Raw genomic sequence first — 24,638 nt, 5'->3', positions numbered from 1 at the left:
TATGTAATCCTATTCTGAAATTTAAATGATGCCTTTCTGAATTAACCCCCAAACCCCGCCGTTTTCACCCCCGAGAGCGGCAGCGTTTGAGCGCTAATCATACCAGCAGGAATACGCCATGCGATTCACGATTATTTCTACAAAACCCGGTCATCAGCCGCCGCAAAGCAGCTGTGATTTTTATGCCCCGGGCGGCACCATTGGGCGCGGTACGGATAACAATCTGGTGCTGCCGGATAATGACCGCACCATCTCGCGTTTGCAGGCCATCGTTCACGTCGACGCCAGTGGCGAATGCCGCGTCACGAACCGCGGCAGCGTTACCCGCGTGGTACTGAATGATATCCCGCTGGAGCGTGGGCGTCAGGTTGAGCTTCAGGATGGGGATATTCTCGGTATTGATGATTATCGCATTGAAGTCAGCGAACTCATTCATGACACCCAGCCCGTAAGCCGCATGGCGGCCAGCATGCAGCAGGCGCGCCCAGCGGCGACACCTGCTCCGGCGGCACAACCGAAACCGGCCAGCGCCGCGCCTCGCGGAAAAGCTGAACCTACGGCCGTGCCGTCGGAAATCTGGGACAGCCTGATGCAGGAGTTCTCCATCTCCGACAGCATCTCCAGCAATCGGGCAAAGCCACAGCCCGCGGCCTCCCACGACCCGTTCTCCCAGCCTGCGGCCCCGGAGCGGAATGCCGAAGACCCGCTGGCGATGTTCAACGATGCCGATCCGTCGCTTGAACGTAAAAACGTGGACCCGGACACGCTGTTCAGCGATGAAGCGTTGTTTAAAAAAGAGAGCATCTTTGACGATGTCACCCCTTCAACGCTGGTACAGCCGGACGAAAGCAAACCTGCCCAGCCAAAGGAAGAGGCGTCGGACGAACTCGATCCGTTAGCCCTGTTTGGCGGGTCGGCGAGCGCACCTGCCGCGCGTCACGATGACCCTCTCGGCCTGATGGGCGGCGCGCCGTTAACCCATCCGGATGAAATCGTGGCTGATAAGCCGGAGCCAAAGCCTGAAGCGCAAGCCGCACAGGAAGAGGATGCGCTGGCCAGTTCACCGCTGTTCGATCCGGAACCGACTGAACCACAGGACGCGCCGCGCGCGGAAGAAGAGCCCGCGCGTCCCGATTACGCTGGCTTCACCATGCCAACGCCGCAGGCCGTGGCGCGCAGCAACGCGCAGGCACCGAAAGGCCGCCTGCGTATCGACCCGGTTAAAAACGCTGCATCGCCTGCTGCCTCAGCGCAGACCGGCGAGCGGGGCGAGGTGCTTCAGGGCGAACTGCTGGAGGCGCTGCTGGAGGGCATGGGCCTGAGCGAAATGCAGCCGGTGCCGCAGTTTGACCGGGAAAATATGCGTCAGCTGGGGCAGATCCTGGGCATGTTCTCGCAGGGAACCGTGGCGCTGCTCTCCTCGCGCTCCATTCTCAAGCGCGGGGTGAAGGCCGATATGACCATGGTGCTTGACGATGCCAACAACCCGTTCAAGCTGCTGCCAACCGGTAAAACGGTCCTGATCCAGATGTTCGGCACGCCGATGCCGGGCTTTATGCCGCCGACCAAATCGGTGCGTGATGCGCTGATCGATCTGCAGGCGCACCAGTTGGGGATGATCTCCGGTATCCGCGCCATTATCGCCGCCATGCTGCAATCCTTTAACCCGGAACAGCTGGAAGAGCAGGCGAAACAGAACGGAATGACGTCACGCCTGGCGCTGCCGGGCAGCCGTAAAGCCGCGCTGTGGGATTATTTTGTTCGCAGCTATGGCGAGACGGCGGGCGAGATCGAGGACGACTTCCATACCCTGTTTGGCGAAGCCTTCCTCCATGCCTATGACATGGAGGTCAATCAGTACAAAGACTCACAAAGCGGATCGGAAGAAAAATGAATATCGCAACGGCTTCTCTCTCCCGCCAGGGGACGCGCGCCAGCAACCAGGATCAGACGGGAGAAACCATTGGGGAACGTTCAGCCTGCTTTGTCGTCTGTGACGGCATTGCGGGCCTGCCGGGCGGCGAGGTGGCCGCTGAGCTGGCCCGCAACAGCATTATTTCCCGCTTTGACGGCGACAAGCACCTGAATGCGCAGCATATTCGTGACTACGTCCAAACGGCGAACCGCACCATCCTCAGCGAACAACAGGCCGTGCAGGACTATCGCCGGATGGGCACCACGCTGGTCAGCCTGTTTATCGACAGGGATTACCGTCTGGCTTACTGGGCGCACGCCGGAGACAGCCGCCTGTACCTGTTTCGCCGCGGCTGGCTGTGGCACGTCACCACCGACCACAGCCTGGTGCAGCAGATGAAAGATGCCGGGCATCAGACCGACGATCTCAACAGCAACCTCCTGTATCTGGCGCTGGGTATTGAGAATGGCGGACCGGAAGCGAGCTACAGCGATGTCGTGCAGGTTGAAGACGGTGATGCGTTTTTACTCTGCACCGACGGTTTCTGGCACGGCGTCAGCGAAGAGCAGATGAAACAGTCGCTGCACATGGTCAATACGCCACAGGAGTGGCTGACCTTGATGAACCAAATCATTCAAAAGAATGCTGAACAGGTGGGCAAAGCTCAGGATAACTATACCGCCGTGGCGGTGTGGATGGGCAACCCTCAGGACACCACTTTGCTGCATACGCTCTCTGACGCAGCACAATTTCTTCCCTGCGGAACTGATTAGACACACAAGGATTGATATGAAACTTTGGCTATCGGGTTTGGCTCTTCTGACGGTGGCGACCACCGCACAGGCTGAAAACTTCCGCATCGTGCAGTCTCCTGCGCAGAAGCTGGATATCTGGATCGACAACATTAAAGACAATACGCCGCAAAGCTGGTGTAAGGCGGACGTGGCGCTGCGTATCGTGGCGAACGGCAAGAAAGAGGTTTCGGTGCTGGAAAACTTCGTGCCGCGCCTTGGCTCGCTGCTGGAGCACCAGTGTAGCAAACTGAATACCCTGAACTGGACGCTTAACGATCCGGAAGGCACGACGCTTGCCCGGGGCACAGCGGCTAAAGCGCAGGACTGGGCGCTGGTGGTGAAACAGCAGGAAACGGCGGCGGCAACGACCACCACCTCAGGCGCGCTGCTACCGCCTGACCAGAATCCGGAGACGCACACCGTGGCGGCAGATCGTACGCCATGGCAGGAGTTCACCCTTCAGGACGGTTGCCACCTGCGCACTTTCTGGGAGGGCGGTTCCTCCGCGCCAGCGCTGTTTATTCCCGATTCCGACACCACTCGCTGCGGCAACGGCAGCTGGCTCAGCGGCCACACCGTGGTGACGCAGAATCGTAACGGGACGCAGAAAGCGATTCCGGTCACCTACATTCACGGCTTCCCGGTGATGGGACTGAACAACGCGGTCGATCCTGAAAAGGCGCTGATTACCTCCGTTAACAAAGAGCGCATGGTCTTCAGCACCCCGAACAGCGACCAGAGCTGGATGATCCTACCGTACGACAGCACCCTGAACGGCTGGAAGAGCAACGGCACGGTGGCGGTGGAAATCACCCGTGAGATCGCCAGCGACGACGCCAGACTCCAGGCGCGTATCGCAGAGGTGAAGAAGATCTGGAGCGCATGGGTTGCACCGGGCGCGGAGCTGAATGTTGTTCTGATTGACACGCTGCGTCCGCAGCTACGCGATCCGGCTGTGGGCGCCTGGCGCGCGGCGAATTAAGGAGGGGCTATGAATACGCTTTATCAACGTCTGGCGGGTGAGTCGATTAGCGACGCGCTGCTTCGCCTGGAAGCCGAAATCAAAGCTCGTCCGGCGGATGCCGATCTGCGCGCTGCGTTTGTGCAGTTTCTGATCCTCAGCGGCAACTGGGCGCGCGCCCTGACCCAGCTGAAAAGCTGGCTGGCGCTGAAGCCGCAGGCAAAACCAACCGTGACGCTGCTGGAGCAGGCCATTCAGGGTGAACAGCAGCGGGCGCGCGTGTTCGCGGGAGAGGTACGACCGGCAATGCCCGAGGCGCAGTGGCCGTGGCTGACCACGTTAGCCCAGGCGCTGACCGAAAGCGCAGGGCATGCGCAAACGCTGCGCCTGGCGGCACTCGAACAGGCCCCGGCAAGCCGCGGGCAGGTCACGCTGGAGAATGAAGAGAGCCACACCTTTGAATGGCTGATGGACGGCGATGCCCGTCTGGGGCCGGTGTGTGAAACCCTGGTCAATGGCCGTTATTTCTGGGTGCCGTTCTGCGCCATCGACACGATCCGTTTTCAGGCTCCGGCCAGCGTGACCGATCTGGTGTGGCGTCATGCGCTGGTCCGCCTCACGGACGGCACCGAGCAGGTGTGTCAGATCCCGGCGCGCTATCCGTTTGCTGACGGAGCGCCAGACAGCGTTAAGCTGGGGCGCACCACCGAGTGGCTTCCACTCGACGATGACGGCACCCTGTATGAAGGCATGGGGCAGAAAGCCTGGCTGAGTGAGCTAAGCGAAAGCCCGATGCTCACCCTGAGCCTGGTGACGTTCGCCGCGGATGGCGCGGATGAGTAATCCCGCTGGCGAAGGCGATCTGCTGCGCAGCGGCTGGCAGGCCCGCAGCAGGCAGGAGAAAGTGGGGGCGCGCGACAAAATGCAGCCGTCACTGCTGGATCGCCTGACGGATAACGATCCGGAAAAAAAACGCGAGTCCGCCAACAGTAATCTGATTACCCACGCCGCGCTGCGTCGTAACGTCCTGCGGGATTTACAGTGGTTGTTTAACACCATTAACCACGATGCCTCCAGCGATCTGAGTGGTCTGACGCAGGTGAGCCGTTCTGTCGTTAACTTTGGCGTCGCGCCGCTGGCGGGGAAAAGAATGTCCGATATCGAATGGCACGACATTCAGCGCAAGCTCACCGAAGCGATTATTAACTTTGAACCGCGGATCCTGCCGCAGGGGCTTCAGGTTCGCTGCGTGTCCGATACCTCCTCATTAGATCTGCACAACGTGCTGTCTATCGAAATCAAAGGCCGCCTGTGGTGCGTACCGTATCCGCTGGAGTTTCTTTTTCGCACCGACGTCGATCTTGAGAACGGCCATTTTGAACTGAAGGATGCGGGGTAATTATGGAAAGCAAACTGCTCGAATATTACAACCGTGAACTGGCCTATCTGCGCGAGATGGGCGCGGAGTTCGCCGAACGCTACCCAAAAGTGGCGGGGCGGCTCGGCATGCGCGGCATCGAAGTGGCGGATCCGTACATTGAGCGCCTGATGGAAGGTTTCGCCTTCCTGACCTCCCGCGTGCAGATGAAAATGGACGCCGAATTTCCACGCTTTTCACAGCGTATGCTGGAGATGATTGCGCCAAATTACCTGGCGCCTACGCCGTCGATGGCGATCGCTGAGATTCAGCCCGACAGCAGCCGGGGCGACCTGAGCAAAGGCTTTATTGTGCCGCGCGGCACCATGATGGACAGCCTGGCGCTGAAAAAAACCGGCGTTACGTGCAGCTATACCACGGCGCACGAGGTCAACCTGCTGCCGTTAAAAATTGAGCGGATCGAGCTGGGCGGCGTTCCCGCCGATCTGCCGCTGGCCCAGCTCGGCCTGAGCCAGCGGGGGATCAGCAGCGCCTTACGGATCCGCATTGCCTGCGATGGCCCGCAGCATCTTGGGCACCTGGATTTTGACCGCCTGGAGTTCTTCTTAAGCGGCCCGGACATCGAGGCGCTGAAGCTGCTGGAGCTGGTGATGGAGCACCACGCGGGTATTGTCTGCCAGACGGTCAGCAAGCAGCCCCAGCGCCAGCTGCTGTCGTCTGACGCCCTGCGTCAGGAAGGCTTTGATACGGATCAATCGCTGCTCCCGGACGATCTGCGTAACTTCGACGGCTATCGCCTGTTGCAGGAGTACTTTGCGTTCCCGGCGCGTTTTCGCTTCATCAGCCTGAGCGGGCTGGGCAAGCTGATCCAGCGCTGCGAAGACGAAAAAGCGTTTGATATCTTCATTCTGCTCGACAAAAGCGACGATCAGCTGGAGCGCGTGGTGGATGCCAGCCACATGGCGCTGCACTGTACGCCGGTGATCAACCTGTTCCCGAAAGTGGCGGCCCGGCAGAAGCTGAGCGAAAGCCAGCATGAATATCATCTGGTGGTGGATAACATCCGCCCGCTGGATTATGAAATTTATGCTGTGAAAAAAATCTATGCCAGCGCGGATGGTCAGCGGGACGACCAGACGTTTCGTCCGTTCTGGAGTACCTGGAGCGGAGACGCGGGCAACTACGGCGCCTATTTTTCCCTGCGCCGTGAACAGCGCGTCCTCTCTGAACACGCGCTGCGCTACGGCACCCGCACGGGCTATATCGGCTCGGAGGTCTTCGTCTCGCTGGTGGATGCGCAGCACGCGCCGTGGCAGGAGAATTTGCGCTACATTTCCGCCGAGGTGCTGTGTACCAGCCGCGACCTGCCGCTGATGCTCCAGCAGGAGCTTGGGCAGTTTATTATGGCCGACTCCATGCCGGTGAAGGCGTTAACCCTGCGTAAAGGCCCGACGCCGCCGCGTCCGGCGCTGGCGGAAGGGTTCAGTACCTGGCGGCTCATCAGCCAGCTGCAAATGAACTACCTCAGCCTGATGGACAGCGAAAACGAAGAGGGCGCTGCCGCGCTGCGTCAGCTGTTAGGGCTGTACGCTAACCTCGCCGAGACGCCGGTTGCCCGTCAGGTGGATGGCGTTCGTCACTGCGTGCTGGAGCCGGTGCACCGCCGCGTGCCTGAACCCGGCCCGGTGGTGTTCGCCCGCGGGATCGGCATCACCCTGACGGTGGACGAACGCGCCTTTTCCGGTGCCAGCCCGTGGCTTTTCGGCAGCGTGTTGGAACGCCTTTTTGCCCGCCTGGTCTCCATCAACAGCTTTACGGAGTTCACGCTCAAGAGCCAGCAGCGCGGCGAAATCGGCTACTGGGCGCCGCGCATGGGTAAAAGGGCGCTGGTATGAGTGAAGTTGCCCCTGCAACGCTGCGCGTGCATCGCCTGACGCCGCTGCCCGATGCGTTCTGGCGCGGAGTGTGCGAGACGCCGTGGCGCTACGATCTGTTTCAGCTGTTAAGACGTATTGATGCCCAGGGCGGTGAACGTTACCCGCTGGGGCGCGCGCCGCTGCCTAAATTTGAGCCGCTGCGTATTGGTCAGCAGCCTTCAATGGGGTTTGCGCCGTCAACGGTTGCCGAGGTCCGGCAGCGGGAAGAGAACGGACTGCATGAGGTTTCCATTCTGAGCTTCGGCCTGTTTGGTCCTAACGGCCCACTGCCGGTGCACATGACCGAGTATGCCCGCGAGCGTATTCATCATCATCAGGATCACAGCCTCAGCGCGTTTGCTGACCTCTTTCACCACCGCCTGACGCTGCTGTTTTACCGCGCCTGGGCGGACGCGCAGCCTGCCGTTTCACTGGATCGCGACGACAACAGGCGCTTCGAAGGGTATCTTGCATCGCTGATTGGCATGGGTCAGCCCGGCCAGATGTCGAAAGGCAGCCTGAGCCCGCATGCCCGCTTTACTCACGCCGGGCACCTGACCCGCCACGGGCGGGACCCGGAAGGGCTGGAGAAGATCCTGCGCAACTATTTCAGCATTCCGGTCAGGTTGGTGGCCAATGTACCGCAGTGGATGCCGCTCTCAACGCGGGAGCAGGCACAGCTGGGTGAGGGGCGTCGCCTGCCGCGCATGGGGGAGTCCGCTTTTCTCGGCATTGCGGTACGCGACGTGCAGCATAAATTTCGTCTTGAGATTGGCCCGTTGAGCGCAGACGAATACAACCGTTTTCTGCCGGGCGAAGGGTGGGTCACCGAGCTGCGCGACTGGGTGCGACAGTACGCCGGAGTGGAATTTGAATGGGAAACACGGGTGATCCTGCGCGCCGATGCGGTGCAGGGCACCACGCTCGGCAGCGCCGGGCGATTAGGGTACAACACCTGGCTGGGCCTTCAGCCTCAGCCTGTTCCGCGTGGCGATCTGGTGTATCGCGCAGAGCGATAATCCTTCCGTATACCGAATCATTGTTAATGGAAACTAACATGTCAGAAATTAGCCGTGCCGTGCTTTTCGGCAAACTGGATACGCTGTTATTTACCTCTCTGGAAAGCGCGACTGCCTTCTGTAAGCTGCGCGGCAACCCGTACGTTGAGCTGGTGCACTGGCTGCATCAGCTGATGCAGCAGCAGGATGGCGATCTGCAACAGGTCATCCGTCACTTCGCCCTTGATGAACAGCAGCTGACGCGCGATATCGTGGCGGCGCTGGATGCCCTGCCGCGTGGCGCAAGTTCCGTCTCTGACCTTTCCGAGCATATCGACAGCGCCGTCGAGCGCGCCTGGGTCTACGGCTCGCTGAAGTTTGGCGTCAGCCGCATCCGCGGCGGCCATTTGTTGATCGGCATACTGAAAACGTGGAATCTGGCTAACGTGCTGAAAAGTATTTCGGCGCAGTTCACCCGTCTTAACGTCGAGGTGCTGATCGAGCAGTTCGACGCTATTTGCGCCAGCAGCAAAGAGAGCCAGCAGGCCGCCGCCGCTGCGGACGCAGCTGCCGGGGCAGTACCGGCTGCGCAGGGCACGCTGGCGCAGTATGGTCAGGATCTGACGGCGCGCGCCCGGGATGGGAAAATTGACCCGGTGGTGGGGCGCGATGAAGAGATCCGCCAGATGGTCGATATTCTGATGCGTCGTCGCCAGAACAACCCCCTGCTGACCGGGGAAGCTGGCGTCGGGAAAACGGCGGTGGTGGAAGGGCTGGCGCTGCGTATCGCTGACGGCGACGTGCCTGAGCCGCTGCAAAACATTCAGCTGTGGCTGCTGGATATCGGCATGCTTCAGGCCGGAGCGGGCATGAAAGGGGAATTTGAGGCGCGCCTCCAGGCGCTGATTAACGAGGTGCAGTCCAGCGCCACGCCGATTATTCTGTTTATCGATGAGATCCACACCCTGATTGGCGCTGGCGGCCAGCAGGGTACCGGTGATGCCGCTAACCTGCTCAAGCCTGCCCTGGCGCGTGGGCAACTGCGCACCATCGGCGCGACCACCTGGGCGGAATACAAAAAATACATTGAGAAAGATCCGGCGCTGACCCGCCGTTTCCAGACCGTACAGGTTCACGAGCCGGATGAAGCGAAAGCTGTATTGATGCTGCGCAGCACCGTGTCGCCGCTGGAAACTCATCATCAGGTTTTACTCCTCGACGAAGCGGTCAGCGCGGCGGTGAAACTGTCGCATCGCTATATTCCTGCGCGTCAGCTGCCGGATAAAGCGGTGGCGCTGCTGGATACCGCCTGCGCGCGCGTGGCCGTCAGCCAGAGCGCGCCGCCTGCCCAGCTGGAAGACTGCCTGCGTCATCTGGCGGCCCTGGACGTGGAGCTGGAGATTGCCGAACGCGAAGCGCGCGTGGGGGCGGGCGATCCGGCGCGCGTGGCGACATTAAGCGCCGAACGTGACGCGTTCGAAACCCAACGCGAGGCCCTGGCTCGTCGCTGGGAAGAAGAGCGCACGCGGGTGCAGGAAATTATCCGTCTGCGTGCCGCACTGTTTGCGGCGAGTGATGAGGATACGGCTGAACTGCGCGGCCAGCTGGCAGAACAGCAGCAGGCGCTGAAGACCTTACAGGGTGACGAACCGCTGCTGTTTGCCGCGGTCGATGAAAACGTGGTGGCTGCGGTGGTTTCGGACTGGACCGGGATCCCGCTGGGCCGGATGGTGAAAAATGAGATCGACGCGGTGCTGAACCTGGCTGATACGCTGAACCAGCGGGTTATTGGTCAGCGTCACGGTCTGGATCTGATTGCCCGTCGGGTAAAAACCTCGCGGGCGAAGCTTGACGATCCGAACAAACCGGTCGGCGTATTTATGCTCTGCGGGCCGTCCGGCGTGGGCAAAACCGAAACCGCGCTGGCGCTGGCGGAGTCGCTTTACGGCGGCGAGCAGAACGTCATTACCATCAACATGAGTGAATTCCAGGAAGCGCACACCGTTTCGACGTTAAAAGGTGCGCCTCCGGGCTATGTGGGCTATGGTGAAGGCGGCGTCTTAACCGAGGCCGTGCGCCGCCGTCCCTACAGCGTGGTGTTGCTGGACGAAATTGAAAAAGCGCACCCGGACGTGCACGAGATCTTCTTCCAGGTCTTCGACAAGGGCTGGATGGAGGACGGCGAAGGGCGTCACATTGATTTCCGTAACACCATTATTATTCTGACCTCTAATGTCGGTACCGAGCTGATCGCAGCCATGTGCGCCGACCCGGAACTGATGCCGGATCCTGATGCGTTAAGCGGCGCCCTGCGCCAGCCGCTGCTGGAGGTGTTCCCACCTGCGCTGCTGGGCCGCCTGCTGGTGGTGCCGTATTACCCTCTGAGCGACGAGATGCTGGGGCAGATTGTGCGTCTTCAGCTCAGGCGCATTCAGCGTCGTCTGGAAGAGAATCACAATATTATTTCTGAATTTGACGACAGCGTGGTCGAACAGATTGTTCAGCGCTGTACCGAGGTTGAGTCGGGCGGGCGTATGGTGGATGCGATTCTGACCAATACGTTGCTGCCTCAGATGAGCCAGATTTTACTTACCGCCAGCCGCAGCGACGAGCAGTACCGACGTCTGCATGTCACCTGCGAGCAGGGCGAGTTCCACTGTCAGTTTGCCGCGTAATAATCATCAAGAGAACTGTAAAAGATGACGGATAATGATAACAATCGGACTGTCCCAAACGCGCTCCCGGTCGGGTACCGTTTCAATGAGTTTGAGATAAAAGAGGTGATTGGCGGCGGCGGATTCGGCATCGTCTATCGCGCCTGGGATCACCAGCTCGAACGCACTATCGCTATCAAAGAGTTTATGCCTTCCTCCCTCGCCGTGCGCGGCGAGGATATGACGCTGGTGCTGCGCAGCGAGCGCTTCGGCAAAGCGTTTTCTGCCGGTCTGAACAGCTTCATCCAGGAAGCCCGCCTGCTGGCGCGCTTTAACCACCCGAACCTGCTGCACGTGCTGCGCTTCTGGGTGCAAAACGACACGGCCTATATGGGGACGCTGTTTTACAGCGGCACCACGCTGTCGCGTCTGCGCGAAGAGAAACCGGAGCTGATTAACGAGGCGTGGATCCGCCGCATGCTGCCAATGCTCTTCGGCGCCATCAAAACGATCCACGATGAGGGCTACCTGCACCGCGACATCTCGCTGGATAACATTCAGATTCAGGATAACGGCCTGCCGGTGCTGCTTGATTTCGGATCGGCGCGCCGCACCATCGGTAATCTCTCGGATGAGACGGAAACCATGCTGCGTCCGGGGTTCGCGCCTATCGAGCAGTATACCGACGACAATGAAAGCGAGCAGGGGCCGTGGACGGATATCTACGCGCTCGGCGCCGTATTGCGCACCCTCATCGTCGGCTCTCCGCCACCGGTCAGCGTGGTGCGTTCGATTCAGGACACCTGCAAACCACTGGTGGAACTGATGCCGCAGGGGTATTCCATTCCGCTGCTTCAGGCCATCGACAAGGCGCTGGCGCTGCATATGGAAGACCGTCCGCAATCCATCGAGGAGTTCGCGGCGCTGATCGAGATGCCCGTCGCCGGTATCGACGAGGTGCTGACCGCGAAGAAGACCGGCACGATGCTGGTGCCGGTGGAAGAGAAGACATCTGCTTCCGCGCTGGACTGGCGACGTTACAAGCTTCCGGGGCTGGTGGCCGCGGGCGTGCTGGTTGGGGTGGTTGCCGGTGCGATGCTGTTCGGCGGCGGCAGCCAGGGAACGCCAGCGCAGACGGCGCAAACCCCTGCCGTGAGCCCTCCGGCTGAAAACTCCGCCGCAGCGGAAACCAGACCGGCCACTGCCGACGTGAGCGAGCCGGTAGCGCCACCTGCTACGGCGCAGCAGAGTGCGTCGCCTGTCGACGCCAGCCCGGTCGCGCTGGTCTATATCCGCATGCTTGATGGCGAGACGCTGAAGGTGAACGGCGAGCCGAAAGCGCTGCGTCCGGGGAATAACGGTTACGCATCGCTGAAACTGCCTGCAGGCGAGACCCGCATTGAACTGGAAGGCAATGGAAGAACGCGTACCCAGACGCTGGATATTGCGAAGCCAGGCACCTGGCTGGTGAATCCGTAAGCCTGCGGGTAACAGGACGGAGCGAATGTATAACATCAAGTTTGTCTATCTGTTCCACGAGAACGTCTCGCCAGCGCTGTTTGCGAAAATAATCCGCCCGTCCGTTGCCGGACAGTGGATTATGTCGGTTCCCGACCATTCGCTGCGCTCGCTCTTCACGCGCTACGATCTGCTGCGCACGATCACCGGTGCGAATCCTTATCAGTCCGGGCGCGATACCCGCACGCTGATCGCGCAGGATTTAGAGATGGGCAGAGTGGTTGCCATTGACGAAAGTTTTCGTGACTGGTCATCAGTAACGGAAATTTTTTATATCAACGCCAAAGGGCAACTCCAGGCTGCCTCGCTGGTCGGCCTGGGCTGGTATCCGGTGAATACGATTGTTGACTGCTACGAAACCATGGTGAGAACGTACGGATCTCGCCCTGCGCCAACGGTACTGCCAAAACAGGTAGTGAAATCTAAAACGGCACAGGTGCCGGATGAACCTACTCCCGGTAAGGACGGTAAAACCTATGCCGGGCAGCTTCAGAAGATGACCAAAGCAGAACGCTGGCAGGCGCGTAAGGATCTGATTGCGAAGGGGAGCAATAGCCTTTATCCGGATGCCCAGATCGCCGCGAAACGTCTGGCAGCGAATAATATCGCGGTGGAAAAAGCGAAGCTTGCGGAAAATATTTATAAGACCGTGAACCCGCTCGAAACCACACCGGGCGTGCCGGAGGGATGGACAGATATCAGTAATGACGATGCGCTGTTAGGAAAGTTCGGGCTGAACAAATCCATGCTCTTTGACGATGATACGTCCCCCAATTTTCTGGCGCGCGTCTATCAACCGAAGCCGGAAGTGTTTGGTGCAGATATGAACCCCACGCTGGTATTCAGGGGATCGCGCGAGCCTGGTTTCGCCTCTCTGTCTGAGAATGTCTCCTCTCTACTGACCAAAGGGGAACTGGCGCCGGTGGTAAACGGGGCTGACTGGTCGAATAACTTCTCACAGGGCATGGGTATGGCTTCAGATTATTATAAAAAGGCCGTGAGTATCGGTAAGGAGCTGGCAAGGTCAGGGCAGAATATTGATATTGCCGGTCATTCCCTTGGCGGTGGTCTCGCCTCTGCAACCTCTATGGGCAGCGGGAAAGCGGGGTGGACGTTTAACGCCGCCGGCCTCAATGTCGGAACCGTAGAAAAATACGGCGGTAAGATATTAGGCAATACGGATAATATCCAGGCGTATCGGGTTGAAGGTGAACTGCTGACGAAGATTCAGGAAGTTAACCCCTGGGAAGATCTGAAAACGATGAAAGGGCATGTCCCTTCGTGGATCCTCAAAGAGGAAATCTCTGCACTGAGCCCTAATGCTGCCGGAATACCCCATGATCTTCCCGGTGGAACCGGAAGCGCGCTGGACCGCCACGGAATTAATCAAGCGATTGATTGCATAGAGCAACAGAAGGATGAGGATATTTCGATAATCGGGAGTCGATTGTGAAAAAAAGGTTGATGGCTTTTGTCGCGTTATGTTTTTTATTCATGATTCAGGGGTGTAAGCAGGATATGGACCTTAATCCACAGGACTACTTCAGCGGCCAGCAGCTTGAACTGGCGAAAGCGATTGAGGAAGGCGACGTCGATGCGGTGAAGACGCTTGCGCCAGACAGCGACCTTAATCAACCAGGAAAGCAGGATATGACCCTGCTTTTCTGGGCCCTTGGCAACGCAATTAATGTTAAAAAAACGTCGAGCCATTTAAAGGTGATTACGTTGCTAGTTAAGGATGGCGCAGATCCGCTCCAGCCTCGACCGCAGGGAAAAAGCAGTCCTGCTGAATTTGCCCTAAAGGGAGACAGTGCGGACTGGATCGACGCGATGCTGGACGGTGGCCTCTCACCCAACGTGAAAGATAAGGTTTTCCACGAACCGATCGTCTTCCAGTCGCTTAAAGCGAAAAATACAGAGACGCTGGAAGCCATGCTCGATCGCGGTGCTGACGTCAACTCAACCAACTCACTGGGTAAAACGCTGGTGTTTGATGCGCTGGATAACCAGGCTTACGATCATGTCTTGTTGCTGCTCGATCGGGGAGCGGATCCGTCAATTAAGGCCAAAAATGGCTGGTCGATGAGCAATGCGCTCGCGGACGCGCTGAATGGACTTGACCGAGGCAGTGAGCATTACGAGAAATTAAACGAAATAAAAGAGAAGCTCATCCAGAAGGGGGGCGAATGGCCACCCGCGCCGGTTAAGTGATTGCTCAACTGTCATGAACGCCAGAGAAAAGGTTTTCGTTTTCTGGGGATGCATGGATGCCCTGGCCATTGTGCTCTATTGTGCCCAGTCCGTGCGACATGACAGAATCCCTTTTATTTCCGATATACACGCCTTCAGTACGGTTGTGAACACGCTGTCTGCTGGTGGGTATAGCGCTCTGGTTATTCTTTTCTTTATTCTCGATTTCTTGTTGTTGCTCTCTTTTATTGCCTCAGCATGGTGCTTCTTCGCCCGGAATTTATACGCGAGAAGACTGGCGCTCTACCAGGAAATACTGCGTCTGGTTGGATTTCGCTACTCAGTTTCCCTTTTTCCCCTGGTGTTAAGTTTCACGGGCGTGATGAATGTCTGGCTAAATGGCTTTTTGTTCTTTTTGTCAGAGTTTCTGAAAATCTATTCCCTGTGGATTTATAAATATGAAGGGGAATGGCCCCCGGTTAAAGAGTAAGACGGCCAACAACCAGAACATTCACGTTTAAAAAAACCTTGCGTTAAAAATACTCTCAGCATAAACCATTACGGAATAAAGATTATGCTCAACCGAATTACCGTTCAGCTCCCGGTTGAGGGGCTGCTTTTCTGGAAACTCTCCGGCCGCGAGGCGATGTCGGAGTCGTTCGCGCTGACGCTGACCCTGCTCGGCACGGATGCGCGCATTGACCGCAGCAGGCTGCTCGGTCAGCCGGTCACGGTGACCATCCCCACCCAGAACCTGCTTACCCCCCGCTATATCAACGGCAAGGTGACGCGCGTGGCGGTGAGTGCCTTGGAGCTGACGGGCACCCGCTATGCGGTGTACCAGCTGACGGTGGAGCCGGACCTGTGGCCGATGAAGCGCGACCGTAACCTGCGGATTTTCCAGGGCCAGACGGTACCACAGATTGTCAAAACCCTGCTGGGTGAGCATCAGGTTAACCTCGAAGACAAACTCACCGGCAGCTACCGGGTGTGGGACTACTGCGTGCAGTATCAGGAGTCGAGTCTGGACTTCATCAGCCGCCTGATGGAGCTGGAGGGGATTGCGTATCACTTCAGCCACGAGGCGGACAAGCACACCCTGGTACTGACCGACGCCGCGACGCAGCATCAGCCGTTCAGCGGCTATGAGGTCATTCCTTACCATCAGACGCCGTCCGGCGGCAGTACGAATGAAGAGGGCATCAGCCAGTGGGCGCTGGAGGACAGCGTGACGCCGGGGATTTACAGCCTCGATGATTACGACTTCCGCAAGCCGAACGCGTGGCTTTTCCAGGCCCAGCAGAACCCGGCGTCACCGAAACCGGGCAGCATCGATGTGTACGACTGGCCGGGGCGCTTTGTGGAGACAGGCCATGCGGAGTTCTACGCCCGTATCCGTCAGGAGCGCTGGCAGGTGGAGCATCAGCAGATTCAGGCGACGGCCACGGCGGCGGGCATTGCGCCGGGCCACATCTTTACCCTGACCAACGCGCCGTTCTTCAGCGATAACGGCGAGTATCTGGTGACGGCGGCGGGTTACCACTTCGAGGAGAACCGATACGCGAGCGGCGAGGGGGAAACCATTCACCGCACCGATTTCACCGTTATCCCGGCGGCGGTGTCGTACCGTCCGGCGCAGAGCACGGCGTGGCCGCGGACCTACGGCCCGCAGACGGCGAAAGTCGTGGGGCCGCAGGGGGAGAGTATCTGGACGGACAAATATGGCCGGGTGAAGGTGAAGTTCCACTGGGACAGGCTGGCGAAGGGCGATGACACCAGCTCCTGCTGGGTGCGTGTCTCCAGCGCATGGGCGGGCCAGGGCTACGGCGGGGTGCAAATCCCGCGCGTGGGCGATGAGGTGGTGGTGGACTTTATCAACGGCGACCCGGACCGTCCGATTATCACCGGCCGCGTGTATAACGAAGCCAGCATGCCGCCGTGGGCGCTGCCGGCTGCGGCAACGCAGATGGGCTTTATGAGCCGCACGAAAGACGGTTCAGTGGACAACGCCAACGCCCTGCGCTTTGAGGACAAGGCGGGCGCAGAGCAGGTGTGGATCCAGGCTGAGCGCAATCTGGATATTAACGTCAAAAACGACGAGTCTCATTCTACTGAAAAAAATCGTACCCAGTTTGTTGGTGAAGATGAAACGTTACGGGTAGCGAAAAACCAGAAATCAGGGATTAAAGGCGATGTGATATGCCTGACGGGTAAGAGTCGAACCGATAAAGTCGTTAACAACTTTATACTTTCCGCAGGGAATACGCTGAGACTGGAATGTGGTGAGAGTGCCCTCGAGCTATCCAAAGACGGTAGCGTTCATATCATTGGTAATAACTTTAACTTTACTGCAAAACAGACTGCACAAATTAATACACTCTCCGGCGAATTACATTTGAATCCTGATGATGGACGAAACGTCATCGATCCGCCTGGTGCATCTCTTCAGGGCGAAATCCAGCAGGAAGTAGATGGTTTTTTTGTAATTAATGCCAATAAGTAAGAGTGATCAGAATGGCCGAATATATTCTTCAGGAAGCAACTCTCGCCTTACCCGATGTATTTAAAGACAGAACAATGAATTTATTTACCCTGAGTGATAATGGAGCAAGTGAGTTTACTTTTGTTGTTTCTCGTGCGAGTGCTAAACATGAAGATAAAGTTCATGATGCGGCAACTCGCCTGGTACGAGAGCTGGAAATCACGGTGCCCGATTTTCGTCTTGAATCCTCTCAGATGACTTCTGTTGATGGTCACCCGGCGGTAGAGCTTTTTTATCAATTTAAAAATGATAACTCAGCCATCTTTCAGAAGCAGACGGTGATTTTGCTCGGTGACCATCCTGGCGGACAAAAGCTGGTGTGTTATATTGGCACATGTCCTGGCGAATTCAGCGATTATTATCATAATCAATACTGGGAAATTATTCGCAGTATTAAATTCCACAAACCAGCTCTGACCGAAACTAAAGACATGCTCGCTGCCGACAGCCTGGGGCCATTTTTTGCGCTTGATGTTGAGAGTAAGGTACTTAGTGTTTTTGAAAAAATTCAGGAACTTTATGGACATCTTTCGCTTCAGCGGGCGAAAGAGGGGCAATATCTGCTTTTTGATAAACAGGGTAAACCGCTCAGTATTGCCCCCGTTCCGGGCAGCCAACCCCTTCGTTACGCGCTGTGGACGACTTTCGCAGACGAGTCACATCACTTGCTTTCACAGCTTTCCGTTTGCCGTCAGGTCGCTGGCTCTGACCAACTTAGTACACCCGATCGGATACGTGGATATCTGATGGCACAGCGTGCCGAATAATTATGTCCGAATGTCTGGCCGCTCGCGAAGATGATGAGATTGCTCATACAGCCTCAAAAGGCTGGATGATTGCAGGATTGGTTGGTGGGGCCATTCTGGGCGCTGCTGCCGTTGTCGTCACTGGAGGGACCGCGCTGGTTGCTGTTTCTGCCGTTGCGGCTGGTGCATGTGCTGCGGGTGGGTTAGGAGAACTCCTCGGCAGTATGTCATGGGCTCCACGCCACACGACAGGTACGCTGAAAGAAGGTTCACCCAATGTTTTTATCAACAGCCGAAAGGCTATCCGCGCTCATCTGTCAGCCGGAGAGTGTGACGAGCACAGCGGTAGCTTGCAACGGGTTGCGGAAGGGTCGATAAAGGTTTACATCAACAACTTTCCCGCCTCCCGCATTGGCGATAAATTGACGTGTAGCGCTGAGATTAGTCAGGGATCGCGTAATGTTATTATTGGTGGAAGCAAAGTTCAGACCGATGAAATAAGCCCTGAAATCCCTGAATGGGTAAACTGGACGATGCTCGCCGTTGGTGCCGGAGCGATGGCGGTGCTGGCCAGTCCGGCAATCGCACTTCTGAGTACCCTCGGTGCGATGGGCGGTGGCACTGTTGGTAGCTACGCGGGTGGAATGCTGTTTGGCGAAGGCAGCGACGGGCAGAAATGGGGGATGCTGATCGGCTCTGTTATCGGCGGCGGGGCTGGCATGAAGGGTGGTGCAAGGTTTGATGCGTGGCGGGCTGGTAAATCAATGTCGCGCGTTAGTGCGGAACCCGTTACAGCCCCTGCTTCGCCAAGGATGAGCTTAAGCGAAGCCGTAGGGAAACAACGAGCCGAAAATGGATCACTCGTGGTAGAGAATTAGCGGAGAATCGTGATCCTGCTTTGTCTGCTTTACTCAGTGATGAGCAAGTAGGCGCATTGTATGGTTATACTACCGATCCTGGCTACAAAATGGTAAACCCAGCATTACGAGGTATGAAACCAATGACTAAAGAAATGGAAGCATTTACTCAACATATAAATGATGGCTTGGACCAGCTTCCTGCTTTTAGTGGAGAGACATACCGCGGGATGAACAGCTTACCTTCACACATATTGGAAGGATATACTCCGGGCAAAACAGTTATCGATCCAGCCTTTGTTAGTACTGATGTTAATCAAGGCTTCAGCGGTCCTATCCAAATGCGTATTGAAGGTTTTTCCGGTCGGAAAATTGACTTCCTTTCAGAATTCAATGCAACAGAGACTGAAGTGCTATTTAAGCCTAATACATCGTTTGAGGTTATCAGCAGGTCAGATGAGCTTGGGATAACAAATATAGAATTAAGGGAAATACCATGATCGACCTTCATACTGAAGACTCTGAAATAAATCATTATGCCGATCGCTATCGTTCATACATGCCAATTAATGTCCGTAAGGCAATAAAAAACAACGGTATTGATGGTTTAACTTCTTCACAAGCCTGGGATGAAACATTACCTTTAATTACGACTGAAGATATTTCACGTGATAAAGCACTTGGGGCGCTGGTCGGTTTGGCTGTTGGGGACGCAGTCGGCACTACTCTCGAGTTTAAGAAAAGAGACAGTGAACATGTAGCGGATATGATTGGTGGCGGACCTTTCCAATTAAAACCTGGCGAATGGACAGATGATACGTCCATGGCATTATGTCTGGCGGAAACTTATCTTTCAGAAAACAGAATGCATACCGATGTACTTAGAAAATATCTCGTCAAATGGTATCTTAACGGTGATAATAGCAGTAATGGTCGTTGTTTCGATATTGGCAATACGACGCGATTTGCGCTTGAACAGTATATGCGTATCGGGCCTTCCTGGTATGGTAATACAGAAAAACACACTGCTGGTAATGCTGGGGTTATTCGTCAAGCTCCGGTGTCTATCTTTCGTCGAAAATCGCTGCGTGCGATTTACTTCGAATCCCAGGCTCAGAGTCGCGCAACTCATGGCGCGGTAGAGTCAATTAATGCATGCCAATTTCTCGGATTGGTATTGCACTATTTAATTAACGGTTATCAAAAAGAAGAAGCTTTTTCGCCTCATGTTTTTCCTTTGTGCGCGCGTGTAATGATCATAAATGCGGGTGAATATAAGCAAAAAACTCGCGATCAGATTCGTTCAAGTGGTTATGTTATCGATACGCTTGAGGCCGCGATGTGGTCCGTATGGAATACTGATAACTTCCGGGATGCGATTCTGCTGGCCGCCAATCTTGCCGATGATGCTGACAGCGTTGCGGCGACAGCGGGACAAATCGCTGGAGCATTATATGGTTATTCCGGTATTCCGCAGGAGTGGAAAAGCAAACTCGTACAGCACGAACGTATCGCCAAAATGGCTGGTGAACTGTTCGATAGAGCTCCAGAGGATAATTTTTTATAATTATATTAGTCATCGGGCACGGGTATTGTACCGTGCCTCTTTCTTTGTCTGTACCTAATGTTTTGTTAGCTAAAAACATCCCTGCGTGTCAAACATTTTAAAATACATATTCTTTCAGAAGAGAAGATGTGGTTACCATGGTTTGTGGATAAAAATTATATTAAGCTGGGTTGAATTAATGGTGTCATTGGTATAATCAATCAACGGTTCGGGCCAAAAATTACGCTTGGTAGCAAAATCTCTCGCTTCGTTAAGCTGTATTTTGATGTTTTATAGTGTTTGGTTTGGAAAAAGTGTGATGTGAAGTGAGATGACGACACGACAATGCTTGGAGATACAACATGTATAAATGTGGTATGTTATGATGCATTGGCTCTTCTTTATTCTCTTTATGATTTGGACACAGACGCTTATATGGAATGGAAAAGACTTGTTCAGTAAAAAACAATGGTTCCTGGCCGGGTGATGTTTGTTCTGGTGCTGGTGGCTACGGTAGTTATTGGTTTAACGTTGAAATGGTTAGCTCTGTCAATGTCATTATTCTCCGTCGCAACGGCGAAACAATATTCAATTATCTTTTCCATGTCTTTACTGTGCGTATGGGGACTAAAAGTTACCGTTGTGCTGCTCTGCACGATCTTTTCCGGGATTATAGGAAGGCACAAAAAATACAATGCGAAAAATTATGAAGCAATATCGTCTATAACACCCGTCGTTGCGCCTGGCTTACTTATCGTTGCAAAATGCCTGGTTTCCCTGGGTAGCGTCCTTATGTTTTCAGGTTTATGGCTTAAATAAGCACGATATTTAATAAAAAATATCTCAATGAACACTGAGATTAGTCCATAGTGGAATAAAGATTATGCTCAACCGAATTACCGTTCAGCTCCCGGTTGAGGGGCTGCTTTTCTGGAAACTCTCCGGCCGCGAGGCGATGTCCGAGTCGTTCGCGCTGACGCTGACCCTGCTCGGCACGGATGCGCGCATTGACCGCAGCAGGCTGCTCGGTCAGCCGGTCACAGTGACCATCCCCACGCAGAACCTGCTCACCCCCCGCTATATCAACGGTAAGGTGACGCGCGTGGCGGTGAGTGCCGTGGAGCTGACGGGCACCCGCTATGCGGTCTACCAGCTGACTGTAGAGCCGGACCTGTGGCCGATGAAGCGCGACCGTAACCTGCGGATTTTCCAGGGCCAGACGGTACCACAGATAGTGAAAACCCTGCTGGGTGAGCATCAGGTTAACCTCGAAGACAAACTCACCGGCAGCTACCGGGTGTGGGACTACTGCGTGCAGTATCAGGAGTCGAGCCTGGACTTCATCAGCCGCCTGATGGAGCTGGAGGGGATTGCGTATCACTTCAGCCACGAGGCGGACAAGCACACCCTGGTACTGACCGACGCCGCGACGCAGCATCAGCCGTTCAGCGGCTATGAGGTCATTCCTTACCATCAGACGCCGTCCGGCGGCAGTACGTATGAAGAGGGCATCAGCCAGTGGGCGCTGGAGGACAGCGTGACGCCGGGGATTTACAGCCTCGATGATTACGACTTCCGCAAGCCGAACGCGTGGCTTTTCCAGGCCCAGCAGAACCCGGCGTCACCGAAACCGGGCAGCATCGATGTGTACGACTGGCCGGGCCGCTTTGTGGAGACAGGCCATGCGGAGTTCTACGCCCGCATTCGTCAGGAGCGCTGGCAGGTGGAGCATCAGCAGATTCAGGCGACAGCCACGGCGGCGGGCATTGCGCCGGGCCACATCTTTACCCTGACCAACGCGCCATTCTTCAGCGATAACGGTGAGTATCTGGTGACGGCGGCCGGGTATCACTTCGAGGAGAACCGCTACGCGAGCGGCGAAGGGGAAACCATTCACCGCACCGATTTCACCGTTATCCCGGCGGCGGTGTCGTACCGTCCGGCGCAGAGCACGGCGTGGCCGCGGACCTACGGCCCGCAGACGGCGAAAGTCGTGGGGCCGCAGGGGGAGAGTATCTGGACGGACAAATATGGCCGCGTGAAGGTGAAGTTCCACTGGGACAGGCTGGCGAAGGGTGACGACACCAGTTCCTGCTGGGTGCGTGTCTCCAGCGCATGGGCGGGCCAGGGCTACGGCGGGGTGCAAATCCCGCGCGTCGGCGATGAGGTGGTGGTGGACTTTATCAACGGTGACCCGGACCGACCGATTATCACCGGGCGCGTGTATAACGAGGCGAGCATGCCGCCGTGGGCGCTGCCGGCTGCGGCGACGCAGATGGGCTTTATGAGCCGTACGAAAGACGGTTCAGTGGACAACGCCAACGCCCTGCGCTTTGAGGACAAGGCGGGAGCAGAGCAGGTGTGGATCCAGGCCGAGCGCAACATGGACACCAGCGTCAAGAATGATGAAACGCACAGCGTTGGCGGCGCGCGCAGCCATTACGTGAAGAAAAATGAGCTGCATCGTGTTGAAGCGAACCAGATCCAGGCCGTGAAAGGCGGAACCGAGATCCTGACGGGAAAAGGCAAGCTGGATGCAGCGGTAGAGCAGTATGTCATTGCTTCCGGGACGAAGCTGCGGCTGGTCTCGGGTGAGAGTGCTATTGAGCTTAACGCTAACGGCAAGATTAACCTGATTGGCAAAGAGTTTAACTTTTTCGTTGAGGGAGATGGGTATATCACCACGGGTGGTAAGCTGCATCTGAATACCTCGGGAACCAAGCCGGGCACAACGGCACCGGGATCGGGGCATAAAGGGGATATTGATGCGGCGGTGCAGGAGAAGTTTTCTCCAAATAAAAGTGCTAAGAATCCGGCTCCCGCAGTTTCAGCGCCAGCAGCATCCAGACCAAAACCAACAACAAAATTTGCAGCAGCTCCACCATTAAAAGGGAGTTACGTTTATCAAAATAATTCCTACAACTCTGATGTGATGCCCTTCAGTGAAGATGTAGTTAAGGAAATCAATAAGTCACCAACGCTTCAGACACAATTAAAAGATCTAAAAGATAAAGGGTGGGCTATCCAGCCGGGAGCCGCAGGAGGGGGGAGTTACGCTGATACTAATAACAAATTGATTGTCATGGACCCTGAACACATGGAGGATACAGCCACAACTGTGCAAACTCTGGCACATGAGGCAGGGCATGCAACTTATCCTGTTGCGGTAGATGCTTCGAGTAAGGAAAACTTCATCAACAGCCAGCTTATGGATGAAGGTGGAGCAACGCTGAATAACATTAAAATACAACGCGAGATCCTTGCAAACGGCGGTATTGATATTGATATAGCGGGAAGTGCCGAAAACCTAAAAGCATATAATTCTGCATATGATAAAATGGTGAGCGGTGAGTTATCTCGCATTGATGCAGCCAAAGCAATAGGAAAAGTGTATGGTAAAGGCGAAATAGCCTCAGGGACTAATTTAAATTATAATGATTACTATGGAGGATTCTATGGAAAGTAGGATGATTAAAGCTACATTCCTCATTGTTCTTCCATTATTTTCAGCATTTACCTATGCAGGGCATAATAAAATGAATCAAGATTCGTTGTGGCAAATGATCAAAGAAATGAAATCAGTGTGGGGTAAACAAGTTGAGGATGTCAGTAAACTGTTTAACCAACCGCTGATTAATAATACACAGGAGAAAGAAGACCGTTATACTTCAGCTCCCTTTACGTTAACTGATGGCGCACGGATCAGCGATGTGGATGTTCGTTTATGGGGAAATGGCGATAACAGCGTATCTTTGGTTTCTTTCGTAATTAATCAACCATGTATTACTCTTGAACAAGTCAAATCTCATTTTCCAGATCTGAAATTGTCTAATATCCCTCGCGGAAACACGCCGGGACAATCAGTTGGATATCGCACTCCTACCGATGAACGCGGGCTGGCATGGGCATTTAGCTTTCCAGTTCTGAATCAGGAATGCCTGAGCAGGGTAGTTATGTCACGCTACGAACATTAAGTTGCGAGGCAACTTTACGGGCTGTGAAAGAAGATAATCATCAAACGGCCAATAATATCGCTGCCCCTAAAGTTTTTGCGGAAAAAAAGAAAGTGCTAACGTTGTAATGATCTTGTCCCTCTGAGTCGCTAAGCAGTAATTAATATTGGCTGTATAAACTTTAGCGCTTTTAATCTTATTTTTCTAATATCATCCCGAGTTCACTTATGAAATACACCCTCCAGGAAGGTTCGTTTTCCCTTTTTCCTGCCGCCTGGCAGGATAATAGCATGAACATAATTCGTGATGACGAGAGCGGATTATCCGTGGTGGTCAGCCGCGGCGTCATCCCGGATGGCAGCAATTACGAACAAGAGTTTCACCGCCAGTGGGATGTGCTGCGTTCTCAGATGGGGGAGATCGCCCAGAGCGAATTTAAGCACGTAAAAGCCGGGCCAGACGGAAACATTAGCGGACTGGAAGTTGAGACCACCTTTGACCGTAACGGCCAGCGCCTGTGGCAAAAACAGCTTGCCGTGCAGACACCGGACAAACCGGTACTGATGATTTTTACCCTCTCGGCCTTAAAAGCCTTTACGGAAGAGGACGAGGCGCGCTGGAGCGCACTGAAGCAAAGTCTGACGCTAAACGACAACCGGAATGTGTAAGG

At 55.6% G+C, this 24,638-nt stretch carries 19 protein-coding genes and 1 pseudogene; all 20 read left to right on the top strand.

The genetic code is table 11. The annotated features are described in order from the left end of the window. Positions 1–118: 118 nt before the first annotated feature. The 20 genes and pseudogenes from tagH (at position 119) to CKK19_RS14915 (ending at position 24,636) form a co-directional block, all read left to right on the top strand. Positions 119–1,894, top strand: coding sequence for a type VI secretion system-associated FHA domain protein TagH (tagH, locus tag CKK19_RS15010; RefSeq protein ID WP_032624080.1), 1,776 nt, complete (start codon positions 119–121; stop codon positions 1,892–1,894). Next, the gene (locus tag CKK19_RS15005) at positions 1,891–2,688 is read left to right on the top strand and encodes a PP2C family protein-serine/threonine phosphatase (RefSeq protein WP_063853535.1); all 798 of its coding nucleotides are present in this window, start codon (positions 1,891–1,893) and stop codon (positions 2,686–2,688) included. Before tagH ends, CKK19_RS15005 begins: the two co-directional genes overlap by 4 nt. Before the next feature lie 16 nt (positions 2,689–2,704). Further along, a complete protein-coding gene (locus CKK19_RS15000) occupies positions 2,705–3,691 on the top strand; it encodes a hypothetical protein (protein ID WP_022651409.1) in 987 nt (328 codons plus the stop codon). A gap of 9 nt (positions 3,692–3,700) precedes the next feature. Beyond that, complete coding sequence (locus tag CKK19_RS14995) at positions 3,701–4,513, top strand: type VI secretion system accessory protein TagJ (RefSeq protein ID WP_063853534.1); 813 nt, start codon at positions 3,701–3,703, stop codon at positions 4,511–4,513. Further along, positions 4,506–5,069: a type VI secretion system baseplate subunit TssE gene (tssE, locus tag CKK19_RS14990; RefSeq protein WP_015570336.1), complete on the top strand. Its 564-nt coding sequence runs from the start codon at positions 4,506–4,508 to the stop codon at positions 5,067–5,069. Before CKK19_RS14995 ends, tssE begins: the two co-directional genes overlap by 8 nt. Before the next feature lie 2 nt (positions 5,070–5,071). Beyond that, complete coding sequence (tssF, locus tag CKK19_RS14985) at positions 5,072–6,943, top strand: type VI secretion system baseplate subunit TssF (protein ID WP_063853533.1); 1,872 nt, start codon at positions 5,072–5,074, stop codon at positions 6,941–6,943. Then, a complete protein-coding gene (gene tssG, locus CKK19_RS14980) occupies positions 6,940–7,983 on the top strand; it encodes a type VI secretion system baseplate subunit TssG (protein ID WP_063853532.1) in 1,044 nt (347 codons plus the stop codon). Before tssF ends, tssG begins: the two co-directional genes overlap by 4 nt. Positions 7,984–8,021: 38 nt before the next feature. Continuing rightward, positions 8,022–10,637 (top strand): type VI secretion system ATPase TssH, encoded by a 2,616-nt coding sequence (gene tssH, locus CKK19_RS14975; protein WP_225455174.1) that lies wholly within the window; start codon positions 8,022–8,024, stop codon positions 10,635–10,637. A gap of 24 nt (positions 10,638–10,661) precedes the next feature. Then, complete coding sequence (locus CKK19_RS14970; RefSeq protein ID WP_063853531.1) at positions 10,662–12,095, top strand: serine/threonine protein kinase; 1,434 nt, start codon at positions 10,662–10,664, stop codon at positions 12,093–12,095. Positions 12,096–12,120: 25 nt separating this feature from the next. Continuing rightward, on the top strand, positions 12,121–13,587 hold the full coding sequence (locus CKK19_RS14965) for a hypothetical protein (protein ID WP_063853530.1): 1,467 nt from the start codon (positions 12,121–12,123) through the stop codon (positions 13,585–13,587). 11 nt (positions 13,588–13,598) lie between these two features. Beyond that, positions 13,599–14,345 carry an ankyrin repeat domain-containing protein gene (locus tag CKK19_RS14960; RefSeq protein WP_063853572.1) on the top strand — a complete coding sequence of 249 codons (747 nt, stop codon included), beginning with the start codon at positions 13,599–13,601 and terminating at the stop codon, positions 14,343–14,345. 52 nt (positions 14,346–14,397) lie between these two features. Then, positions 14,398–14,814 (top strand): hypothetical protein, encoded by a 417-nt coding sequence (locus tag CKK19_RS14955; protein ID WP_022648397.1) that lies wholly within the window; start codon positions 14,398–14,400, stop codon positions 14,812–14,814. Positions 14,815–14,898: 84 nt separating this feature from the next. Continuing rightward, positions 14,899–16,827 carry a type VI secretion system Vgr family protein gene (locus CKK19_RS14950; protein WP_225455173.1) on the top strand — a complete coding sequence of 643 codons (1,929 nt, stop codon included), beginning with the start codon at positions 14,899–14,901 and terminating at the stop codon, positions 16,825–16,827. Between the two features lie 11 nt (positions 16,828–16,838). Continuing rightward, complete coding sequence (locus CKK19_RS14945; RefSeq protein WP_038416224.1) at positions 16,839–17,633, top strand: DcrB-related protein; 795 nt, start codon at positions 16,839–16,841, stop codon at positions 17,631–17,633. Positions 17,634–17,635: 2 nt separating this feature from the next. Continuing rightward, a pseudogene (locus CKK19_RS14940) lies at positions 17,636–18,969 on the top strand (PAAR domain-containing protein). Continuing rightward, a complete protein-coding gene (gene tri1, locus CKK19_RS14935) occupies positions 18,966–20,036 on the top strand; it encodes an ADP-ribosylarginine hydrolase Tri1 (RefSeq protein ID WP_038416222.1) in 1,071 nt (356 codons plus the stop codon). The pseudogene CKK19_RS14940 and the gene tri1 overlap by 4 nt, the downstream one beginning before the upstream one ends. Before the next feature lie 465 nt (positions 20,037–20,501). Next, positions 20,502–20,834: a hypothetical protein gene (locus CKK19_RS14930; protein WP_225455172.1), complete on the top strand. Its 333-nt coding sequence runs from the start codon at positions 20,502–20,504 to the stop codon at positions 20,832–20,834. A gap of 64 nt (positions 20,835–20,898) precedes the next feature. Further along, the gene (locus tag CKK19_RS14925; protein WP_225455171.1) at positions 20,899–23,481 is read left to right on the top strand and encodes a type VI secretion system Vgr family protein; all 2,583 of its coding nucleotides are present in this window, start codon (positions 20,899–20,901) and stop codon (positions 23,479–23,481) included. A 1-nt stretch (position 23,482) separates the two neighbouring features. Continuing rightward, positions 23,483–23,989, top strand: a complete 507-nt coding sequence (locus CKK19_RS14920; protein WP_223862037.1) for a hypothetical protein — start codon at positions 23,483–23,485, stop codon at positions 23,987–23,989. A gap of 206 nt (positions 23,990–24,195) precedes the next feature. Next, positions 24,196–24,636 carry a DcrB-related protein gene (locus CKK19_RS14915; protein ID WP_225455170.1) on the top strand — a complete coding sequence of 147 codons (441 nt, stop codon included), beginning with the start codon at positions 24,196–24,198 and terminating at the stop codon, positions 24,634–24,636. Positions 24,637–24,638 lie beyond the last annotated feature (2 nt).

It is taken from the genome of Enterobacter sp. CCUG 70166 (assembly GCF_020224095.1).
Taxonomy (GTDB): domain Bacteria; phylum Pseudomonadota; class Gammaproteobacteria; order Enterobacterales; family Enterobacteriaceae; genus Enterobacter; species Enterobacter intestinihominis.
The sequence above is the reverse complement of the archived record's forward strand: the minus strand, read 5'-3'. Positions and strand labels throughout refer to the sequence as shown.

Coding starts and splice junctions, on each gene's coding strand:
- CKK19_RS14955 (WP_022648397.1), top strand. CDS start 14,398: ATGGATGCCCTGGCCATTGTGCTCTATTGTGCCCAGTCCGTGCGACAT.
- CKK19_RS14965 (WP_063853530.1), top strand. CDS start 12,121: ATGTATAACATCAAGTTTGTCTATCTGTTCCACGAGAACGTCTCGCCA.
- CKK19_RS14915 (WP_225455170.1), top strand. CDS start 24,196: ATGAAATACACCCTCCAGGAAGGTTCGTTTTCCCTTTTTCCTGCCGCC.
- CKK19_RS14925 (WP_225455171.1), top strand. CDS start 20,899: ATGCTCAACCGAATTACCGTTCAGCTCCCGGTTGAGGGGCTGCTTTTC.
- tri1 (WP_038416222.1), top strand. CDS start 18,966: ATGATCGACCTTCATACTGAAGACTCTGAAATAAATCATTATGCCGAT.
- CKK19_RS14945 (WP_038416224.1), top strand. CDS start 16,839: ATGGCCGAATATATTCTTCAGGAAGCAACTCTCGCCTTACCCGATGTA.
- tssF (WP_063853533.1), top strand. CDS start 5,072: ATGGAAAGCAAACTGCTCGAATATTACAACCGTGAACTGGCCTATCTG.
- CKK19_RS14970 (WP_063853531.1), top strand. CDS start 10,662: ATGACGGATAATGATAACAATCGGACTGTCCCAAACGCGCTCCCGGTC.
- tssE (WP_015570336.1), top strand. CDS start 4,506: ATGAGTAATCCCGCTGGCGAAGGCGATCTGCTGCGCAGCGGCTGGCAG.
- CKK19_RS14930 (WP_225455172.1), top strand. CDS start 20,502: ATGTTTGTTCTGGTGCTGGTGGCTACGGTAGTTATTGGTTTAACGTTG.
- CKK19_RS14920 (WP_223862037.1), top strand. CDS start 23,483: ATGATTAAAGCTACATTCCTCATTGTTCTTCCATTATTTTCAGCATTT.
- tagH (WP_032624080.1), top strand. CDS start 119: ATGCGATTCACGATTATTTCTACAAAACCCGGTCATCAGCCGCCGCAA.
- CKK19_RS15000 (WP_022651409.1), top strand. CDS start 2,705: ATGAAACTTTGGCTATCGGGTTTGGCTCTTCTGACGGTGGCGACCACC.
- CKK19_RS14960 (WP_063853572.1), top strand. CDS start 13,599: ATGGCTTTTGTCGCGTTATGTTTTTTATTCATGATTCAGGGGTGTAAG.
- CKK19_RS15005 (WP_063853535.1), top strand. CDS start 1,891: ATGAATATCGCAACGGCTTCTCTCTCCCGCCAGGGGACGCGCGCCAGC.
- tssH (WP_225455174.1), top strand. CDS start 8,022: ATGTCAGAAATTAGCCGTGCCGTGCTTTTCGGCAAACTGGATACGCTG.
- CKK19_RS14950 (WP_225455173.1), top strand. CDS start 14,899: ATGCTCAACCGAATTACCGTTCAGCTCCCGGTTGAGGGGCTGCTTTTC.
- CKK19_RS14995 (WP_063853534.1), top strand. CDS start 3,701: ATGAATACGCTTTATCAACGTCTGGCGGGTGAGTCGATTAGCGACGCG.
- tssG (WP_063853532.1), top strand. CDS start 6,940: ATGAGTGAAGTTGCCCCTGCAACGCTGCGCGTGCATCGCCTGACGCCG.